14 protein-coding genes, 1 tRNA gene and 1 other annotated feature are annotated in these 16693 nt (G+C 33.6%); all 15 genes read right to left on the bottom strand.

Annotated features, from left to right (window positions below; translation table 11 throughout):
* Window positions 1–340: 340 nt before the first annotated feature.
* On the bottom strand, window positions 341–2311 hold the full coding sequence (locus L992_RS06545; protein ID WP_047383939.1) for a sodium-translocating pyrophosphatase: 1971 nt from the start codon (window positions 2309–2311) through the stop codon (window positions 341–343).
* Between the two features lie 103 nt (window positions 2312–2414).
* Complete coding sequence (locus L992_RS06540; protein ID WP_047395129.1) at window positions 2415–3407, bottom strand: FAD:protein FMN transferase; 993 nt, start codon at window positions 3405–3407, stop codon at window positions 2415–2417.
* Complete coding sequence (rpoZ, locus tag L992_RS06535; RefSeq protein WP_047383925.1) at window positions 3400–3618, bottom strand: DNA-directed RNA polymerase subunit omega; 219 nt, start codon at window positions 3616–3618, stop codon at window positions 3400–3402. Before rpoZ ends, L992_RS06540 begins: the two co-directional genes overlap by 8 nt.
* 9 nt (window positions 3619–3627) lie before the next feature.
* A complete protein-coding gene (gmk, locus tag L992_RS06530) occupies window positions 3628–4182 on the bottom strand; it encodes a guanylate kinase (protein ID WP_047383923.1) in 555 nt (184 codons plus the stop codon).
* Window positions 4183–4194: 12 nt separating this feature from the next.
* Complete coding sequence (locus L992_RS06525; protein ID WP_047383921.1) at window positions 4195–5070, bottom strand: YicC/YloC family endoribonuclease; 876 nt, start codon at window positions 5068–5070, stop codon at window positions 4195–4197.
* A gap of 56 nt (window positions 5071–5126) precedes the next feature.
* Complete coding sequence (gene rpoC, locus L992_RS06520; protein ID WP_047383919.1) at window positions 5127–9071, bottom strand: DNA-directed RNA polymerase subunit beta'; 3945 nt, start codon at window positions 9069–9071, stop codon at window positions 5127–5129.
* A 68-nt stretch (window positions 9072–9139) separates the two neighbouring features.
* On the bottom strand, window positions 9140–12637 hold the full coding sequence (gene rpoB / locus L992_RS06515) for a DNA-directed RNA polymerase subunit beta (RefSeq protein WP_047383917.1): 3498 nt from the start codon (window positions 12635–12637) through the stop codon (window positions 9140–9142).
* A 212-nt stretch (window positions 12638–12849) separates the two neighbouring features.
* Window positions 12850–13212 carry a 50S ribosomal protein L7/L12 gene (gene rplL, locus L992_RS06510; protein ID WP_047383916.1) on the bottom strand — a complete coding sequence of 121 codons (363 nt, stop codon included), beginning with the start codon at window positions 13210–13212 and terminating at the stop codon, window positions 12850–12852.
* A gap of 73 nt (window positions 13213–13285) precedes the next feature.
* Window positions 13286–13810 carry a 50S ribosomal protein L10 gene (rplJ, locus tag L992_RS06505; RefSeq protein WP_047383913.1) on the bottom strand — a complete coding sequence of 175 codons (525 nt, stop codon included), beginning with the start codon at window positions 13808–13810 and terminating at the stop codon, window positions 13286–13288.
* Window positions 13811–13828: 18 nt separating this feature from the next.
* Window positions 13829–13971 (bottom strand) — a sequence feature (ribosomal protein L10 leader region).
* Window positions 13972–14061: 90 nt separating this feature from the next.
* Window positions 14062–14766 carry a 50S ribosomal protein L1 gene (gene rplA, locus L992_RS06500; RefSeq protein WP_047383910.1) on the bottom strand — a complete coding sequence of 235 codons (705 nt, stop codon included), beginning with the start codon at window positions 14764–14766 and terminating at the stop codon, window positions 14062–14064.
* An 80-nt stretch (window positions 14767–14846) separates the two neighbouring features.
* On the bottom strand, window positions 14847–15272 hold the full coding sequence (gene rplK / locus L992_RS06495) for a 50S ribosomal protein L11 (RefSeq protein WP_047383908.1): 426 nt from the start codon (window positions 15270–15272) through the stop codon (window positions 14847–14849).
* A gap of 67 nt (window positions 15273–15339) precedes the next feature.
* Window positions 15340–15939, bottom strand: a complete 600-nt coding sequence (nusG, locus tag L992_RS06490; protein ID WP_047395126.1) for a transcription termination/antitermination protein NusG — start codon at window positions 15937–15939, stop codon at window positions 15340–15342.
* Between the two features lies 1 nt (window position 15940).
* On the bottom strand, window positions 15941–16123 hold the full coding sequence (gene secE, locus L992_RS06485) for a preprotein translocase subunit SecE (RefSeq protein ID WP_047383903.1): 183 nt from the start codon (window positions 16121–16123) through the stop codon (window positions 15941–15943).
* Window positions 16124–16158: 35 nt separating this feature from the next.
* Window positions 16159–16234: transfer RNA gene (locus L992_RS06480), tRNA-Trp, on the bottom strand.
* Window positions 16235–16304: 70 nt separating this feature from the next.
* Window positions 16305–16457, bottom strand: a complete 153-nt coding sequence (rpmG, locus tag L992_RS06475; RefSeq protein ID WP_023051526.1) for a 50S ribosomal protein L33 — start codon at window positions 16455–16457, stop codon at window positions 16305–16307.
* Window positions 16458–16693 lie beyond the last annotated feature (236 nt).

The following is a 16693-nucleotide window of genomic DNA, read 5'->3' as shown; positions in this document are numbered from 1 at the left end:
AAATTATTTCAAATCGAAAATCTTTATCCCTTTTTAAGGAATTGGACCTATTTTTCATCTTTAGTTAACAGATTCATGAGTTTTAATCTATATTTTAATTTCTTACATCCCTAACATTTAAGTATTCAAATTCTATCTAATATACTAGTTAAAGTCAAGCAAGTTAAATATCTATTTTTTACCTTTTTTTGACTCTATTATTCCCACTTTTTTAGAACCAACTTTATTTTGCTACTTTTTCTTAAAAATACCCCTTCTTACTCTTCTATTTTTTTATTTTTTTCCTTTTTTTATTCAATTAAAAATAAAAAGTCCTAGATTTTTTCTAGGACTAATTTTTTTAAACAAACAATGGAACTAACACAAGAGAAACTATACTCATAAGTTTTATTAAAATGTTTAATGAAGGTCCTGAAGTATCTTTAAATGGATCTCCTACTGTATCTCCTACTACTGCTGCTTTATGTCTCTCCGAACCTTTACCATCACCTTTATAACCAGCTTCTATTTGTTTCTTAGCATTATCCCAAGCTCCACCGGCATTGGCCATCATTATAGCCATTAAAATTCCTGTTACTAAGGCTCCTGCTAGTAATCCTCCTAGAGCTTGAGGTGACCATAATCCCACTACTACTGGAGCTAATACAGCTAAAATTCCTGGAATTAGCATCTCTCTTAAAGATGAGTGAGTTGATATTTCAACACATCTCTTATAATCTGGTTTAGTTGTCTTTTCCATTATTCCTGGAATTTCTCTAAATTGTCTTCTTACTTCTTCAACCATCTCCATAGCTGCTTTTCCTACTGCTGTCATAGTTAAAGCTGAGAATAAGAATGTTAACATTCCACCTATAAAGATTCCTACGATTACGTCTGGATTGATAATATCTAATACAAAATCTGTTCCTGATGCTTTTTGAATCGATTCTTTATAAGCTGCAAATAAAGATAACGCTGTTAATGCTGCTGATCCTATCGCAAATCCTTTTCCTACCGCTGCTGTCGAGTTTCCAACCGCATCCAATTTATCTGTGCACTCTCTTACTTCGTGAGGTAATTCAGCCATTTCTGCTATTCCACCGGCATTATCTGCAACCGGTCCATAAGCATCTACTGCTACTACCATTCCTGTAGTTGATAACATTCCTACTGCTGCTATCGATATCCCGTATAATCCTGCAAATTTATATGCCACTATTATTGCTATTGAAATGATCAACATTGGAGCAACTGTCGATTCCATTCCTACTGCTAACCCCTCTATTATTGTTGTTGCAGGACCTGTTCTAGCCGCATCTGAAATTCTGTTTACAGCTTTTTTTCCAGTATCTGTATATAATCCCGTAAAATACGCAATTACTAGTCCTGCTACTAATCCTGCTACGATTGCCCAAAATATTCCCAAAGGCAGTTTTAAATACTTAATAACCCCAAACGAAGCTATTATAGATAGCAGTCCTGCTATTCTAGTTCCATTTTCAAGTTTATGATAAACTTCATCTGGATTTTCTGTTTTTACTGTTAATGTTGCTATTATTGAAGCAATAATTCCAAAGGCTGAAATCATTATCGGTGCTAACAAATACTCTTTTGCTCCCATTGCAGCTCCAATGGCCAATGTTGCTATTATCGATCCAACATACGACTCAAAAAGATCCGCTCCCATTCCAGCAACATCTCCTACATTATCTCCTACGTTATCTGCTATAGTTGCAGGGTTTCTTGGATCATCTTCTGGAATTCCAGCTTCTACTTTTCCTACTAAGTCAGCTCCTACATCTGCCGCCTTAGTGTAAATTCCTCCACCAACTCTAGCAAATAAAGCTATTGATGAAGCTCCCATTCCAAATCCTGTAATTATACTTACATCCCAATCAAATATTAATATCAATATTGTTAATCCTAACATTCCTAGACCAACAACTGAAAGACCCATAACGGCTCCTCCCGCAAATGCTACATCTAAAGCTTTAGATAATCCACCTTCTTTTGCTGCTATCGATGTTCTTCCATTTGCTTTTGTTGCTATCCTCATTCCTATGTTTCCTGCCAAAGCTGATGTTAAAGCTCCAATCACAAATGTTATTGCTACCATTGGTGCTAAAAATACTCCTAGTAAAACTGCTACAGCTGCCACAAACCAAATCAAAATTTTATATTCCGCCGAAAGAAAAGCCATCGCTCCTTCTCTGATTGCATCTGTTATCTCAGCCACTCTCGGAATATTAATCTCATAACTTTGAACTTTCTTTGAATAGAATGATGCTGCTAATAGTGCTATAATACCACCGAAAATTCCTAAATAGATCATTTGTTCCACTTTTAAAACCTCCCAGTATACTTAGTATGTTTAAAGTATACGAGAAAGTCTGGGATATTTCAAGAAAAAACAAAGTTCTTTTTTTCTTTATTTTTTAATTCTTATTACTAAAATTTAAATTTTCCGAAACGATTATTTTATCATTTTTATCCACAATTAAAACATCCAAATCTGGTGTAGTATTGGCTTTTTCTAAGATTTTTTCTATTGGCATAAGGAAAAATGCTGTTGATAACATATCTGCCTCAAATGAATTTTTATTCACAACAACTACCATTTTTTTATCGTGTACTGGATATTTTGTTTCTTTATCTAGGATATGGTGATATTTTTTCCCATCGATTTCTACATAAGTTTGATAATCACCAGAAACACCCATACTTTGATCATTCAACTCCACAATTCCTAATATTTCAGATGGATTATCAGGATTTTGAATTCCAATTTTCCAAGGTGTTCCATCTCCCTTTGTTCCAATCGCCTCAATACTTGAAATAGCTGATATAAATCCACTCTTTACTCCAGCCTTTCGCATCTTTTCTCCTGCCTTCTTTACTGCATAACCTTTTAAAAATGATCCTGTATCTATTTTTATTTTCAAATCTTCTATCTTTACATTATAATCATCTATTTTTATTTTTGAAAAATCTACACTTTGTGAAGCTTTTTCTAACTCTTCTTTTGTCGGTAGTTCTGTCCGAGCTGGAACTTCATCTGAAAATCCCCATACCATCATTAAAGGTTCCATTGTAATATCATATTTTCCATTTGATAAATCATATTTTTTTGAAACCTCTTTTAAAAGGTAAATTCCTTCATCATCAAAAGTCTCTTTCTTTTTTTCATTTAAATTATCAATCAAACTACCCTTGATTTTACTATTATATCTATTATCTATTCTTTCAATCTCTTTCAATGCTAATTCTATATTTTCTTTTGCATTTTTTGTATCATTAGAAAATATTGTCACCTTAAAAAATGTTCCAAACGCAAATCTTTCCTCATCTACTCTTTCAACCTTTTTTTCACACCCCAATAATAGTAAAAAAAGTAAAAAGAGTAGAAATATATTTCTACTCTTAGTCATTTGCTAACTCCTCCGCAACTTCGGCAAAAGTTATTCTTCCATCTACTATTTCTCTGAAAGTCTTTTTAACAACAGTATCTTTTTTAGAAACCTTTGTTAATACAGGAGCTCCTTTACCTATCTCTCTTGCTCTCTTCCCAGCCGTTATTGTCAATGTGTACTTATTAGGTATTTTATCTAATAATTCATCATAAGTAATTACTTTTTTCATAAGATCCTCCTAGTTTTTAGAATTTATAATTTTTACTAACTCTTCGCATGATTTTTCAACAGTATAGTTAATAATTGTTATATCATAATCTTTTTCATATTCTAATTCTTGTATTGAGTTTTTTAATCTAAGTTGAATAGTCTCTTCACTATCTGTTTTTCTTCCTCTTAGTCTTCTCTCTAAATCTTCCATTGTTGGCGTTTTAAAGAATACTAAATGAGCAGTTGGATACACAGCTTTAACCTGAAGTCCTCCTTGAACATCTATCTCAAGAATAACATTTTCTCCAGAAGCTAATCTTGATTCTACTTCAGATTTTAAAGTTCCATAGTAGTTAGTATGAACAGTTGCATATTCTAAGAATTCATTTTTTTCAATCTTATCTTTAAACTCGTCTACTGTTAAGAAATAATAATCTCTTCCGTGTAATTCCCCTTCTCTTGGAGCACGAGTCGTAGCTGAAGTTGCTAAATTTATACCTAACTGTTTTCTAACTATTCTACATATTGTCGATTTTCCAGCACCACTAGGACCAGAAACAATAAATAGTTCTCCCTTTTTCATTTGCATTCTCCTTTATTCTATATTTAGAGCTTGTTCTCTAATTTTTTCAATTTCATTTTTACATTCTACAATAAGTTTTGAAATATCATACAAATTACATTTTACCCCAGACGTATTTAATTCTCTAAAAATCTCTTGAAGAATAAAATCAATTTTCTTTCCTATACCTGTATTTATAGAATTTAACTCTATTTTTAATTGACAAAGATGACTTTCTAATCTAGAAACCTCTTCTGAAATATCAGATTTATCTGTAAATAACAAAACTTCTCTCAATAACATCTCGTCATTAAATTCTATATCTGTTACTTTAGATAATCTTTCTAATAGCTTCTCTTTATAATTTGTAACAATATTTTCTTTTAATGATTTTATTATAGAAACATTTTTTTCTATAATCTCAATACATTCTAGGAAATATCTCTTCATTCTCATTCCTTCAGACTCTTTCATTTCAATAAATGAATCTAAAAGTACATGTAAATTACTTATCACAAATTGTTCATATTCTTTTTCATCTATCTCTAAATCATTTCTTCTAATGACATTTAAATTCTTAACTAGTAAATCAAGTTTGTTACTAAACTTTTCGTTATATTCATTCTCTATAGCATTTAAAACTTTCAAATAAGAAGCTGTCATATTTTTATCATATTCAAAAAGATTATCAACTTCTCTCTTATCATGAAATTCAATTTTTAAATCTATACTTCCTCTTGTAACTTTAGAAGCAACCTCTGTTCTGATTTTATTTTCCAAAAAATTTAGCATATGAGGTGATTTTATTTTTAAATTTAAGTTCTTATTATTTACACTCTTTATTTCTAAAGATATTGAATATTTTTCGTTTTCAAAATATTCTTTTGAATAACCTGTCATACTTCTCATAACATCAACCTCTCATAAATAAAATGCTAAAATAGGCGACAAAGTCGCCTATTTTATTAGTCCTCTATCTCAACTGGAACTATGTTCTTATAAGCTTTATATCCAGTACCTGCTGGTATCTTCTTACCTATAATTACGTTTTCTTTTAGTCCCTCTAAGTAGTCTTCTTTACCTTCTATTGCTGCATTTGAAAGTACTTTCGTAGTTTCTTGGAACGATGCTGCTGATATGAAACTTCCTGTGTTAACAGCGGCTTTTGTAATACCTTGGATAACAGGCTCATATTTGATTTCTGCTTTTCCTTCTGCTCTTAACTTGTTGTTTTCTAATTCAACAACTCTCTTCTCTACAACCTCGTCTTCTAGGAATAATGAAGCTCCCGATTCTACTATTCTTACTTTCTTGAACATCTGCTTAACGATAATTTCTATATGTTTATCGTTTACAGTAACTCCTTGGTCTCTATATACTTGTTGTACAGATTCTAGTATGAACTGCTCTGCTGCAACTAATCCTTTGATGTTTAAAACGTCAAATGGTGATATAGCTCCATCTGTAATCTTATCCCCAGCTTTTATTAACATTCCATCTGTTACAACTAAATGTTCTCCAACTGGTGCTAAGTATTCTTTGAAGTTTTCAGTATCTGAAGTAGATCTTATGATTATTACTCTCATACCTTTCTTCTTTCTACCTGTAACTTCTACTTTTCCTTCTATCTCTGATAAGATAGCTTTTCCTTTAGGATTTCTAGCTTCGAATAGCTCTTGAATTCTCGGAAGACCTCCAGTGATATCTTTCGTTCCTTCTCCTTCTTTTATGATCTTAGCTATGATTTGTCCTGTTCTTACTGATTCTCCCTCTCTTACCATTAAGTATGCTCCAAATGGTATTGAGTAACTTTCTTTTGCGTTTCCTTCCTCATCAAAGATAACTACTCTTGGGTTTGAATCTCCCGATTCTACAGTTTTTATAGCCATATATTCTGTAACGTTATACTTCTCATCGAAGTTTTCTTTTACATATAGCTCTCTATATTCTATTCTTCCATCTTGGTTAGCTATAATAGGGATGTGGTAAGGATCGAAAGTAACTAGAATATCTCCTGGTTTAACTTCTTGACCTTCCTCAACTTTTAATATAGATCCTGATGCGATTTCATAGTCATAGTTTCCAATTAAAATTTTAGCTGATTGAGAAACTACAATTTTCTCTTGAGTTTCTTGGTTTTCTAGAATTTTAATCTCTTTAAATACAACTTTTCCTGTATTTTCAGCTTTAATACTTGTCGCAGCTGCAGTTGCTGTCGCAACTCCTCCTGTATGGAACGTTCTCATTGTAAGCTGTGTACCAGGTTCCCCGATTGATTGAGCTGCTATAACTCCAACCGCTTCTCCTAGTAGGATTTCTTTATGGTTAGCTAGATCCATTCCATAACATTTTTGACAAACACCTTTTTCAAGGCTACAAGTTAATGGAGATCTAATTTTTATTTTCTTTATTTCTAATTCTGTAATTCTAGCGATTTGCTCTTTTGTGAACATCTCGTTTCTTCTAGCTATTACTTCACCTTCGAAGATTACATCTTCAGCAGGTACTCTTCCTACTAATCTCTCAGATAATTTTTCAATTACTTGACCATCTGAAACTAGCTCTGCTACTTCAATTCCTTCATGAGTTCCACAATCGATTGAGTTAACAATAACTTCATGCGATATATCAACAAGTCTTCTTGTTAGATATCCTGAATCGGCAGTTCTCAGTGCCGTATCTGCTAGACCTTTTCTAGCTCCATGTGATGACATGAAGAATTCTAGTACTGTTAGACCTTCTCTGAAGTTGGCTTTAATTGGTACCTCGATGATTCTTCCTTGCGTATCGGCCATGTTTCCTCTCATTGCCGCTAGTTGTCTCATCTGTGCGATCGATCCTCTGGCTCCAGAGTTCGCCATCATGTAAACTGGGTTAAACTGATCTAGTCCGCTCATCATTGCGTCTGTAACTTTTGCTGTTGTTTCTGACCAAAGAGCTACTGTTTTTCTGTATCTCTCTTCGTTGATTATCTTTCCAGCTTTATAATCAGCTTCAATTTCAGCAACTTTTTGATCTGCTTCTTCTAAAATTGATTTTTTAGTTTCTGGAATTTCAAGATCTTCTATTCCTACTGATACCCCAGCGAATGTTGCATAGTGATATCCGAAGTTTTTAATATCATTGATTAATTCAGCTGTTTTTGTAAATCCATGCATCTCATATAATTTACCGATAAGTTTCTTTAATTGAGATTTTCCGAATGTTACATCATATTGCTTATTAACTTCAGGTAGCATTTCATTGAACATGATTCTTCCTGGAGTAGTTTTTACCATTTCACCATTAATTCTAACATTTACTACAGCGTGAGTATCTAAGATTCCTCTGTCATAAGCTGTTAAAACTTGCTCTTTATTAGAGAATGCTTTTCCTTCTCCTTTTGCTCCAGGTCTATCTTTTGTCATATAGAAACATCCCATAACCATATCTTGAGAAGGTACAGCTATTGGCTCTCCATTTGATGGAGATATGATGTTGTTTGGAGCTAACATAAGAAGTTTTGCTTCCATTATAGCTTCAGGTGATAACATTAAGTGAACTGCCATTTGGTCTCCATCGAAGTCGGCATTAAATGCAGAACATACTAGAGGATGCAGTCTTATTGCTTTTCCTTCTATTAATACAGGCTCAAAAGCTTGGATTGACAGTCTATGTAGAGTCGGAGCTCTATTTAATAGAACTGGATGATCTTGGATTACATCCTCAATTACATCCCATACTTTATCGTCTGCATCTTCAACTAATTTTTTAGCTGTTTTTATGTTAGATGCTAACTCTCTCTTTACTAACTCTCTCATTATGAAAGGCTTGTAAAGCTCTAAAGCCATCTTTTTAGGAATTCCACATTGGTGCATTTTTAAAGAAGGTCCTACAACAATAACCGATCTTGCAGAGTAATCTACTCTTTTTCCAAGAAGGTTTTGTCTGAATCTTCCTTGCTTTCCTTTTAGCATATCAGAAAGTGATTTTAACTCTCTGTTATTTTGTGCAACAACTGGTTTTCCTCTTCTTCCGTTATCAATAAGAGCATCTACTGCTTCTTGAAGCATTCTCTTTTCATTTTTAACTACGATTTCTGGAGCTTTTATTTCTAAAAGTCTCTTTAATCTGTTATTTCTGTTGATAACTCTTCTATAAAGATCGTTTAAGTCAGAAGTAGCAAATCTTCCACCATCTAATTGTACCATTGGTCTTAAATCAGCTGGTATAACTGGAACATTCTTTAATATCATCCATTGTGGTAAGTTACCAGATGCTATAAAGTCTCTTGTTATTTTTAATCTTTTTACTAATTTCTTTCTTTTTTGAGCTGAATTTACATCTTCAAGTTCTTTTTCTAACTCTACTCTTAACTCTTCTAAATTTATCATTTCTAATAACTTTAAAATTGCTTCAGCACCCATCTTTGCTTCAAACTGTCTTCCGTACATTTGCTTATATAGCTTGTACTCTTTTTCAGTTATAATTTTACCAATTTTTAATGTTGGTTCTTCACTAGCAGTTACAATGTATCTAGCAAAGTATAGAACAGATTCTAACTCTTTTGGAGAAATCCCTAAAATAAGAGACATCTTATTTGGTGTTCCTTTAGAATACCAGATGTGAGCTACAGGGGCAGCTAATGCTATATGCCCCATTCTCTCTCTTCTTACTTTAGACTTAGTTACTTCAACTCCACATTTCTCACAAACTAGTCCTTTATATCTCATTCTCTTATATTTTCCACAAGAACATTCCCAATCTTTCGATGGTCCGAATATTCTCTCACAGAATAATCCATCCATTTCTGGATTTAATGTTCTGTAGTTTATTGTTTCTGGTTTCGTAACTTCTCCGTACGACCAATCTTCTATCTTCTCTGGAGAAGCTAGTTTAATTCTAATCTTCTCAAAACTTTTAATTCCCATATTAAATACAAAGCCTCCTTAAATGAGATAAAGCTTTCATCTATCATCATATTCAATTTTAACTTAAATTAGTTTATTTGGTCAGATAAAGAAAACTCAACTATTGTTTCGTCTTTTCCTAACTCTTCGTTAACGTTAATTAACTCGTTATTAGCATCAAAAAGTTCTACGTCTAGTGCTAACGCTTGGAACTCTTTTAATAGAACCTTAAATGACTCTGGTAAATCTGCCTCTGGCATCTCTTCACCTTTTACAATCGCTTCATAAGTTTTTGTTCTACCTGTTACATCGTCAGACTTAACCGTTAACATTTCTTGAAGGATATTTGAAGCTCCATATGCTTCTAAAGCCCAAACTTCCATCTCTCCAAGTCTTTGTCCTCCGAATTGTGCTTTTCCTCCAAGAGGTTGTTGTGTTACTAATGAGTATGGTCCAATTGCTCTCGCATGCATCTTATCTTCAACTAGATGGTGAAGTTTTAACATATACATTCTTCCAACTGTTACTGGATTATCGAATTTATCTCCAGTTCTTCCATCAAATAATGTAACCTTACCTTTTCTTGGGTATCCTGCTTTTTCTAAGTAATCTTTTACTTGCTCTTCTGTTGCACCATCAAATACTGGAGTTGATAAATAAGTTCCACCATTTAATTTACCCATAGCCATTCCTAAGTGAACCTCTAGAACCTGTCCAATGTTCATACGCGAAGGAACCCCTAGTGGGTTGATAACAACGTCTAAGTGAGTACCATCTGCTAAGAATGGCATATCTTCTGCTGGTAAAACTCTAGAAACAACACCTTTGTTACCATGTCTTCCTGACATTTTATCTCCAACAGTTATCTTTCTTTTTTCTGCTATAAATACTCTTATTGATCTATTTACTCCAGCCTTTAATTCGTCTCCGTTTTCTCTTGATAATTCAAGAACTTCAACAACTGTTCCTTTAGATCCATGAGGCATTTTTAATGATGTATCTCTTACATCTCTTGCTTTTTCTCCGAAGATAGCTCTTAATAACTTTTCTTCTGCTGGTGGCTCAGATTCACCTTTTGGTGCAGTCTTTCCAACTAAAATATCTCCTGGTCCAACTTCAGATCCTACAACAATTATACCTCTTGAGTCTAAATTCTTTAACGCTTCCTCAGATACATTTGGTATTTCTCTTGTAATCTCTTCATCACCTAATTTAGTGTTTCTAGCTTCTATTTCGTACTCTTCAATGTGGATTGATGTAAATACGTCGTCTTTTCTTAATCTATCAGATATCAGAATCGCATCCTCGTAGTTATATCCTTCCCATGGCATAAATGCCATTAAGATGTTTCTTCCAAGTGCTAAATCTCCACCTTTTGTTGCTGGTCCATCAGCTATTACTTGACCTAGTTCAACTTCTTGACCTAAATCTACTAATGGAGTTTGGTGTAAACACATCGCTTGGTTTGATCTTTCAAAGTTAAGTAATCTGTGCTTGTAAACTTTTCCTTCAGCATCTTCTATAATAATTTCTTTAGCATCAACATAAGTTATCTTACCTTTTGCTTTTGCAGAAATTACTGCTCCTGAATCAACAGCAACTTTTCTTTCAAGTCCAGTTCCTATGAAAGGTGCTTCAGTTCTTAATAATGGTACCGCTTGTCTTTGCATGTTCGATCCCATAAGTGCTCTATTCGCATCATCGTGCTCTAAGAATGGAATTAATCCTGCTGAAACTGATACCACTTGCTTTGGTGATACATCTAAGTAATGTACTTTTTCTCCAGGTATATGAACAATTTCATGTCCATATCTACATACAACGTCACCTAATAGTTCTGCATTTTCTCCAAGCTTTGTATCGGCTTGGGCGATGAATAATCCTTCTTCTTCATCTGCTGCTAAGTAGTGAATGTTATCAAAGTTTGCAACTCCATTTTCTACTTTTACATATGGTGTTTCAATAAATCCGTATGAATTAACTTTTGCATATATTGCTAAAGATCCAATAAGACCGATGTTTGGTCCTTCTGGTGTCTCTATTGGACAAATTCTTCCATAATGTGAATCATGAACGTCTCTTACCTCGAACCCGGCTCTTTCTCTTGAAAGTCCTCCTGGTCCAAGTGCAGATATTCTTCTCTTATGAGTTAACTCTGCTAATGGGTTTGACTGATCCATGAATTGTGACAATTGTCCAGAACCAAAGAAATCTAAAACTAATGCGTTTAGTGGTCTAGTGTTTAATAATGATTGCGGAGTTAATGTTTCTACATCTTGTATAGTCATTTTCTCTTTTACCATTTTACCCATCTTAGATAATCCAGCTTTAATTTGCATTAATAGAAGTTCTCCAACTCCTCTAACTCTTCTATTAGATAAGTTATCTATATCATCAGTATGACCTTTTCCATTATTTAATGAAATTACATACTTTATTGTTGCAATTACATCTTCTTTAGTTAATAGAATCTCATCTTCTGGAAGATCAAGCTTTAATCTCTTGTTCATCTTATATCTTCCAACTGGCTCTAAATCATATCTTTGTGGATTGAAGAACATTTGCTTAATTAAAGATCTAGCCGAATCTATTGTCACTAAATCTCCAGGTCTTAATTTCTTAAATACCTCTGTTACAGCTTCTTCTTTTGTATCTCCAGTGTCATTTACTATAGTATTAGCAAAAACTTTATCCTCTGGTTTTACTTCCCAAACTAATATATTCTCAATTTTAGAATCCACTAATTCAAATATAACAGCTTCTGTTATTAGTTGTTTAGTTTCAAATAAAACTTCTCCAGTCTCTTCATTGAAGATATCCTCTTTTATGAAGCTTCCTTCGATTCTTGTTTTAAGAACACTAATAAGTTCTTCTTTATTTGTGTATCTCGAATAGTACTCTGATAAATTAACTTCTTTCTCATCTAAAAACTCATCCATTATCTCTTCGTTTGTATCAAAGAAATCAACAGCTTTTAAGAATACAGTTGCTAAAACTTTTTTCTTTCTATCGATTTTAACGCTTAAGAAATCATTTTTATCAGTTTCAAACTCTAGCCAAGTCCCTTTATAAGGAATAATTTTTCCAGAGAACAAGTCTTTTCCTGTTTGAATGTTAACTTCTTTATTAAATGATACTCCTGGAGATCTATGTAATTGTGATACAACTACTCTCTCTGCACCATTTATTATAAATGTTCCTCTTTCTGTCATTAAAGGAACTTCTCCAAAATAAACAAGTGTTTCTTGGATTTCATTTCCACTCTTCTTGTTAGTAAGTCTTAATCTTACTTTTAAAGAAGCAGAATAAGTTTTCCCTCTTTTCTTACATTCAAGCTCATCATTCAATGGAGCTTCAGCTTCATGTAGCTCGTAAGAAACATATTCTAACTTTATATCTCCATTTGAAGATTCAACAGGGAATATTTCTCTAAAAGCCGATTCCAGCCCCTTGTCTTTTCTGTTAAGTGGAGCCTCCTTAGCTTGTAGAAAATCTTCATAGGAATCCAGTTGGAATTCTAAAAAATGAGGCATAGCCCCTCTTTCTTCGATTCTTCCAAAATTCAATCTTTCAACGAGTTTCCCCATCAATTCACACTCCTTACTATTTCATATAGTGATCAATACCTAATCTTTGGAAAATAAAAGGCTTTTATTTTCAAAAGATTAAGTATTAACTTCCTTTTTTTAATAGATTATTTAATAATTTTCATTATAATGAGTAAAAAGGCACCCGTTAGAGTGCCTATTTTTTTCATTTAAGTATAACTAGTTACTATTGAGTAACTTTGTAAGGGTTATTACTTAACTTCTACTGTAGCTCCAGCTTCAGTTAATTTAGCTTTTATAGCTTCAGCTTCTTCTTTAGAAGCTCCCTCTTTTATTGTTCCACCGTTATCTACTACTTCTTTAGCTTCTTTTAATCCTAATCCAGTAATTCCTCTTACTTCTTTGATTACAGCTATTTTGTTAGCTCCTGCAGCAGTTAAAACTACATCAAACTCAGTTTTCTCCTCTACAGCAGGTCCCTCAGCAGCAGCTACAGCTACTGGTGCAGCAGCAGTAACACCGAAGTGCTCCTCTAAAGCTGTTACTAATTCTCTTAACTCTAATACTGACATAGCTTCTAAATCAGCTATAAATTGCTCTCTATTGAACGCCATTTTGTTTCCTCCTTAAATTTTCCTAAATGTTTTTTCTTTTTTAAATCAATAATACTCTAAAATTAACTGGTGATTACTCAGCAGCTGTTTCTTTCTTCTCAGCGATTGCCACAGTTGCGTAAGCAAGTTTTCTAACCGGTCCAAGCATTCCGTTAAGAACCATAGAAAGAAGTTGCTCTCTAGAAGGTAATTTAGCTAGTGCTACTACCTCTGCAGCTTCAACTCTCTTACCTGTTAAAACTCCACCTTTTATAGTGAATATAGTTTTCTTTGCCTTTGCGTTTGCTTTTGCTTGAGCTGCTTCAACATCATAAACTACTTTCGCTGGAGTTACTGGATCAGCATATCCGAATGCAAATGCAGTAGTCCCTTCTAGTAAATCATCAAATTTATCAGCTATACCAGCCTCAGCTAGTGCTATTTTGAACAGTCTGTTCTTAGCAACTAAGTATTCTGCTCCATTTTCTCTCATTTGTTTTCTTAACTCAGTCTCTTGGTTAACTTTAAGACCTTGATAGTCAACTAAAACGATTGATTGAGCCTTAGATATTTTTTCAACTAATTCAGCTACAAGCTCTTTTTTTAATTGAGTTGCCATTATTGATTCACCTCCTCTTTTACTCTAAAATTACCTCCGCTCCAAGGTAGGAACGGAGGTTCATGATCTAACTATGAGGTTAGTGAATACCTTCTTCCAACCTCGGTAGGATATTTAAGACTTGCGTCACCTACGGTCTTTGGTTTGGATCTATATTTAATTATTTATCCAACTTTTTAACTTATATTATAAAGTTATATTTTTACAACTTTATAAGTATAACACATAATTCAAATTTTTGCAAATTTTAATTATGAATTTTTTGCAACTAAAACTGGATCCATTTTAACTCCTGGTCCCATTGTTAAAGATACTGCTACAGTTCTTAAGTATTGACCTTTAGAAGCTGCTGGCTTTAATCTAACGATTTCGTTGATGAAAGCTGTAAAGTTCTCTAATAATGCTTCTTCAGAGAAATCCGCTTTACCGATTGGCGCGTGGATTGATCCTAACTTGTCTACTCTGAAAGCAAGTTTTCCTTTCTTGAACTCAGATACTGCCGTTGCGATATCTGGTGTAACTGTTCCTGATTTAGGGTTAGGCATTAAACCTTTAGTTCCTAAAACTCTTCCTAGTCTTCCTAATTTAGGCATCATGTCTGGTGTAGCGATTACGATATCAAAGTCGAACCAACCTTGTTGGATTTTCTCGATATATTCTTCTGCTCCTGCATAATCTGCTCCTGCTTCTAAAGCTTTCTCTACGTTAGCTCCTGAAGTTATTGCTAATATTTTAACTGTCTTTCCTGTTCCGTTTGGAAGTACAACTGTACCTCTAACTTGTTGGTCAGCATGTCTAGGATCTACTCCTAATCTTAATGCAATCTCAACTGTTTCTACGAAGTTAGCAGTTCTTGTCTTTTTTACAAGTTCTAAAGCTTCTTTAACCTCGTATAGTCTTCCTTGCTCAACTAATTTAGCTATTTCTAGGTATTTTTTACCTCTTTTATTTGCCATTGAAAATTTCCTCCTTCTGTGGTTAAACGGATGTTTTCATCCTACCACTTAATATCACATAAATAAGAATTGACTTCTAATTAGTCCTCTATTTTGATTCCCATTGATCTAGCTGATCCAGCTATGATATTCATAGCAGCTTCTACTGATCCAGCGTTTAAATCTGGCATCTTAGTTTCAGCGATTTCTCTTAATTTAGCTGTGTTGATTTTTCCAGCTACTTCTTTTTTAGAGTTTTGAGCTCCTGATTGAATTCCAGCAGCTTTCTTTAATAAATCTGATGCTGGTGGAGTTTTTAAGATAAATGTGAAAGATCTGTCGTTATAAACAGAGATTTCAACTGGAATGATCCATCCCGCTTTATCTTGAGTTTTTGCATTGAACGCCTTACAGAATTCCATGATGTTAACTCCGTGTTGTCCTAATGCTGGTCCTACTGGTGGAGCAGGGTTAGCTTTTCCAGCAGGTAATTGTAGTTTTATTAATCCGATTACTTCTTTTGCCATTGTTTAAATTACACCTCCATAAAATTGTGGTATTGATTTTGCAATCTCCCACAGGCTCAATATTTAACTAAGCCTTTTCTACACTGTCAAGGTCTACTTCGATAGGAGTCATTCTACCAAACATCTCCATCATAACCTTAACTTTTCTATGTTCCATATCGATTTCAGCAACTTTACCTTCTTGATTTTCAAATCCTTCAGCTAGAAGTCTTACATAATCTCCTACTTCGTAGTCGACTTTTATAACTTCCTTAAGCGCCTTCTCATCATCTTCATTTTTGTATCCTATAACAGAGAAAATATTTTCAACTTCATCATCTTCCATTGGAATTGGATCAGATCCTACTCCAACGAATCCTGTTACTCCGTTAGTATTTCTAACTACGTACCAAGCATCTGAGTCTACTCTAAAGTTTATTCCATCTCCGCTTTCCTCTCTAGTAGCTTCCATTTCTAGCATAACATACCCTGGGAATAACTTTCTTGAAATAATCTTTTTCTTTCCTCTTCTCTCTTCGATAGTTTCCTCTTCAGGAACTAAAACTTTAGTTACTATGTTAGATAACCCTAAAGTTTCTATCTTTTGTTCTAAGTCTGTTTTAACTTTTTTCTCATACCCCGAATAAGTATGAATCATAAACCATTTTTTTACTAAGCTTTTTTCCATTTTATCCTCCAAAGAGAGATACAAGCATCTTTAAAAGTCTTGAAGCAATTATATCGAAAACTCCTAAGTATATCCCTAAAAATATACTCATAGCAACAACCCAACTTGTTGCTGCAATTATTTCTTTTCTTCTAGGCCATTGAACCTTAGAATACTCTCTTCTTACATCGTTAATTAGTCCCATTTTGCACCACCAGTAATTTTATTTTTATAAAAAAATGGCAGGTCAAGAGGGAATCGAACCCCCAACCCTCGGTTTTGGAGACCGATGCTCTGCCAATTGAGCCATTGACCTGCATGTTGTTGCAAATTGTTTTTTCTTTTAATAATTAACTAAGAAGCGTAAACGCTTCTTAGATCAAGAATTACTTTTTAGTTTCTTTATGTAATGTTACTTTTTTGTCCCATTTACAGTATTTATTTAATTCTAATCTTTCAGTAGTGTTCTTCTTATTCTTTGAAGTACTGTAGTTTCTTCTTTTACACTCTGTACACTCTAATTGAATATTTACTCTCACTCTTTACACCTCCACTCATCTAACGGATATTATAAATCCTCCCATACATCATAACTTATTGTATGGTAAACAAGAGTTTCCTTATTTATTGCTTTCTTTTTAAGACATAGATGATAATACCACTTTTTTACAATTTTGTCAATAGTTTTTTCTTTACTCCAAAATAAAAAAAGATTGGCAACTTCCTATCCTCCCAGGGGGCTGCCCCCCAAGTACTTTCAGCGTTTATGGGCTTA

The sequence above is a fragment of the Cetobacterium sp. ZOR0034 genome (genome assembly GCF_000799075.1).
In the GTDB taxonomy this organism is placed as follows: Bacteria; Fusobacteriota; Fusobacteriia; order Fusobacteriales; family Fusobacteriaceae; genus Cetobacterium_A.
The sequence above is the reverse complement of the archived record's forward strand: the minus strand, read 5'-3'. Positions and strand labels throughout refer to the sequence as shown.

Excerpts from the sequence above, each read along its gene's own strand:
- rpoC (WP_047383919.1), bottom strand. The coding sequence starts at position 9,071 with ATGGGAATTAAAAGTTTTGAGAAGATTAGAATTAAACTAGCTTCTCCA.
- rpoZ (WP_047383925.1), bottom strand. The coding sequence starts at position 3,618 with ATGAAAAAAGTAATTACTTATGATGAATTATTAGATAAAATACCTAAT.
- rplK (WP_047383908.1), bottom strand. The coding sequence starts at position 15,272 with ATGGCAAAAGAAGTAATCGGATTAATAAAACTACAATTACCTGCTGGA.
- rplA (WP_047383910.1), bottom strand. The coding sequence starts at position 14,766 with ATGGCAAATAAAAGAGGTAAAAAATACCTAGAAATAGCTAAATTAGTT.
- L992_RS06545 (WP_047383939.1), bottom strand. The coding sequence starts at position 2,311 with ATGATCTATTTAGGAATTTTCGGTGGTATTATAGCACTATTAGCAGCA.
- L992_RS06540 (WP_047395129.1), bottom strand. The coding sequence starts at position 3,407 with ATGACTAAGAGTAGAAATATATTTCTACTCTTTTTACTTTTTTTACTA.
- rplL (WP_047383916.1), bottom strand. The coding sequence starts at position 13,212 with ATGGCGTTCAATAGAGAGCAATTTATAGCTGATTTAGAAGCTATGTCA.
- rplJ (WP_047383913.1), bottom strand. The coding sequence starts at position 13,810 with ATGGCAACTCAATTAAAAAAAGAGCTTGTAGCTGAATTAGTTGAAAAA.
- rpoB (WP_047383917.1), bottom strand. The coding sequence starts at position 12,637 with ATGGGGAAACTCGTTGAAAGATTGAATTTTGGAAGAATCGAAGAAAGA.
- nusG (WP_047395126.1), bottom strand. The coding sequence starts at position 15,939 with ATGGAAAAAAGCTTAGTAAAAAAATGGTTTATGATTCATACTTATTCG.
- secE (WP_047383903.1), bottom strand. The coding sequence starts at position 16,123 with ATGGGACTAATTAACGATGTAAGAAGAGAGTATTCTAAGGTTCAATGG.
- L992_RS06525 (WP_047383921.1), bottom strand. The coding sequence starts at position 5,070 with ATGAGAAGTATGACAGGTTATTCAAAAGAATATTTTGAAAACGAAAAA.
- gmk (WP_047383923.1), bottom strand. The coding sequence starts at position 4,182 with ATGAAAAAGGGAGAACTATTTATTGTTTCTGGTCCTAGTGGTGCTGGA.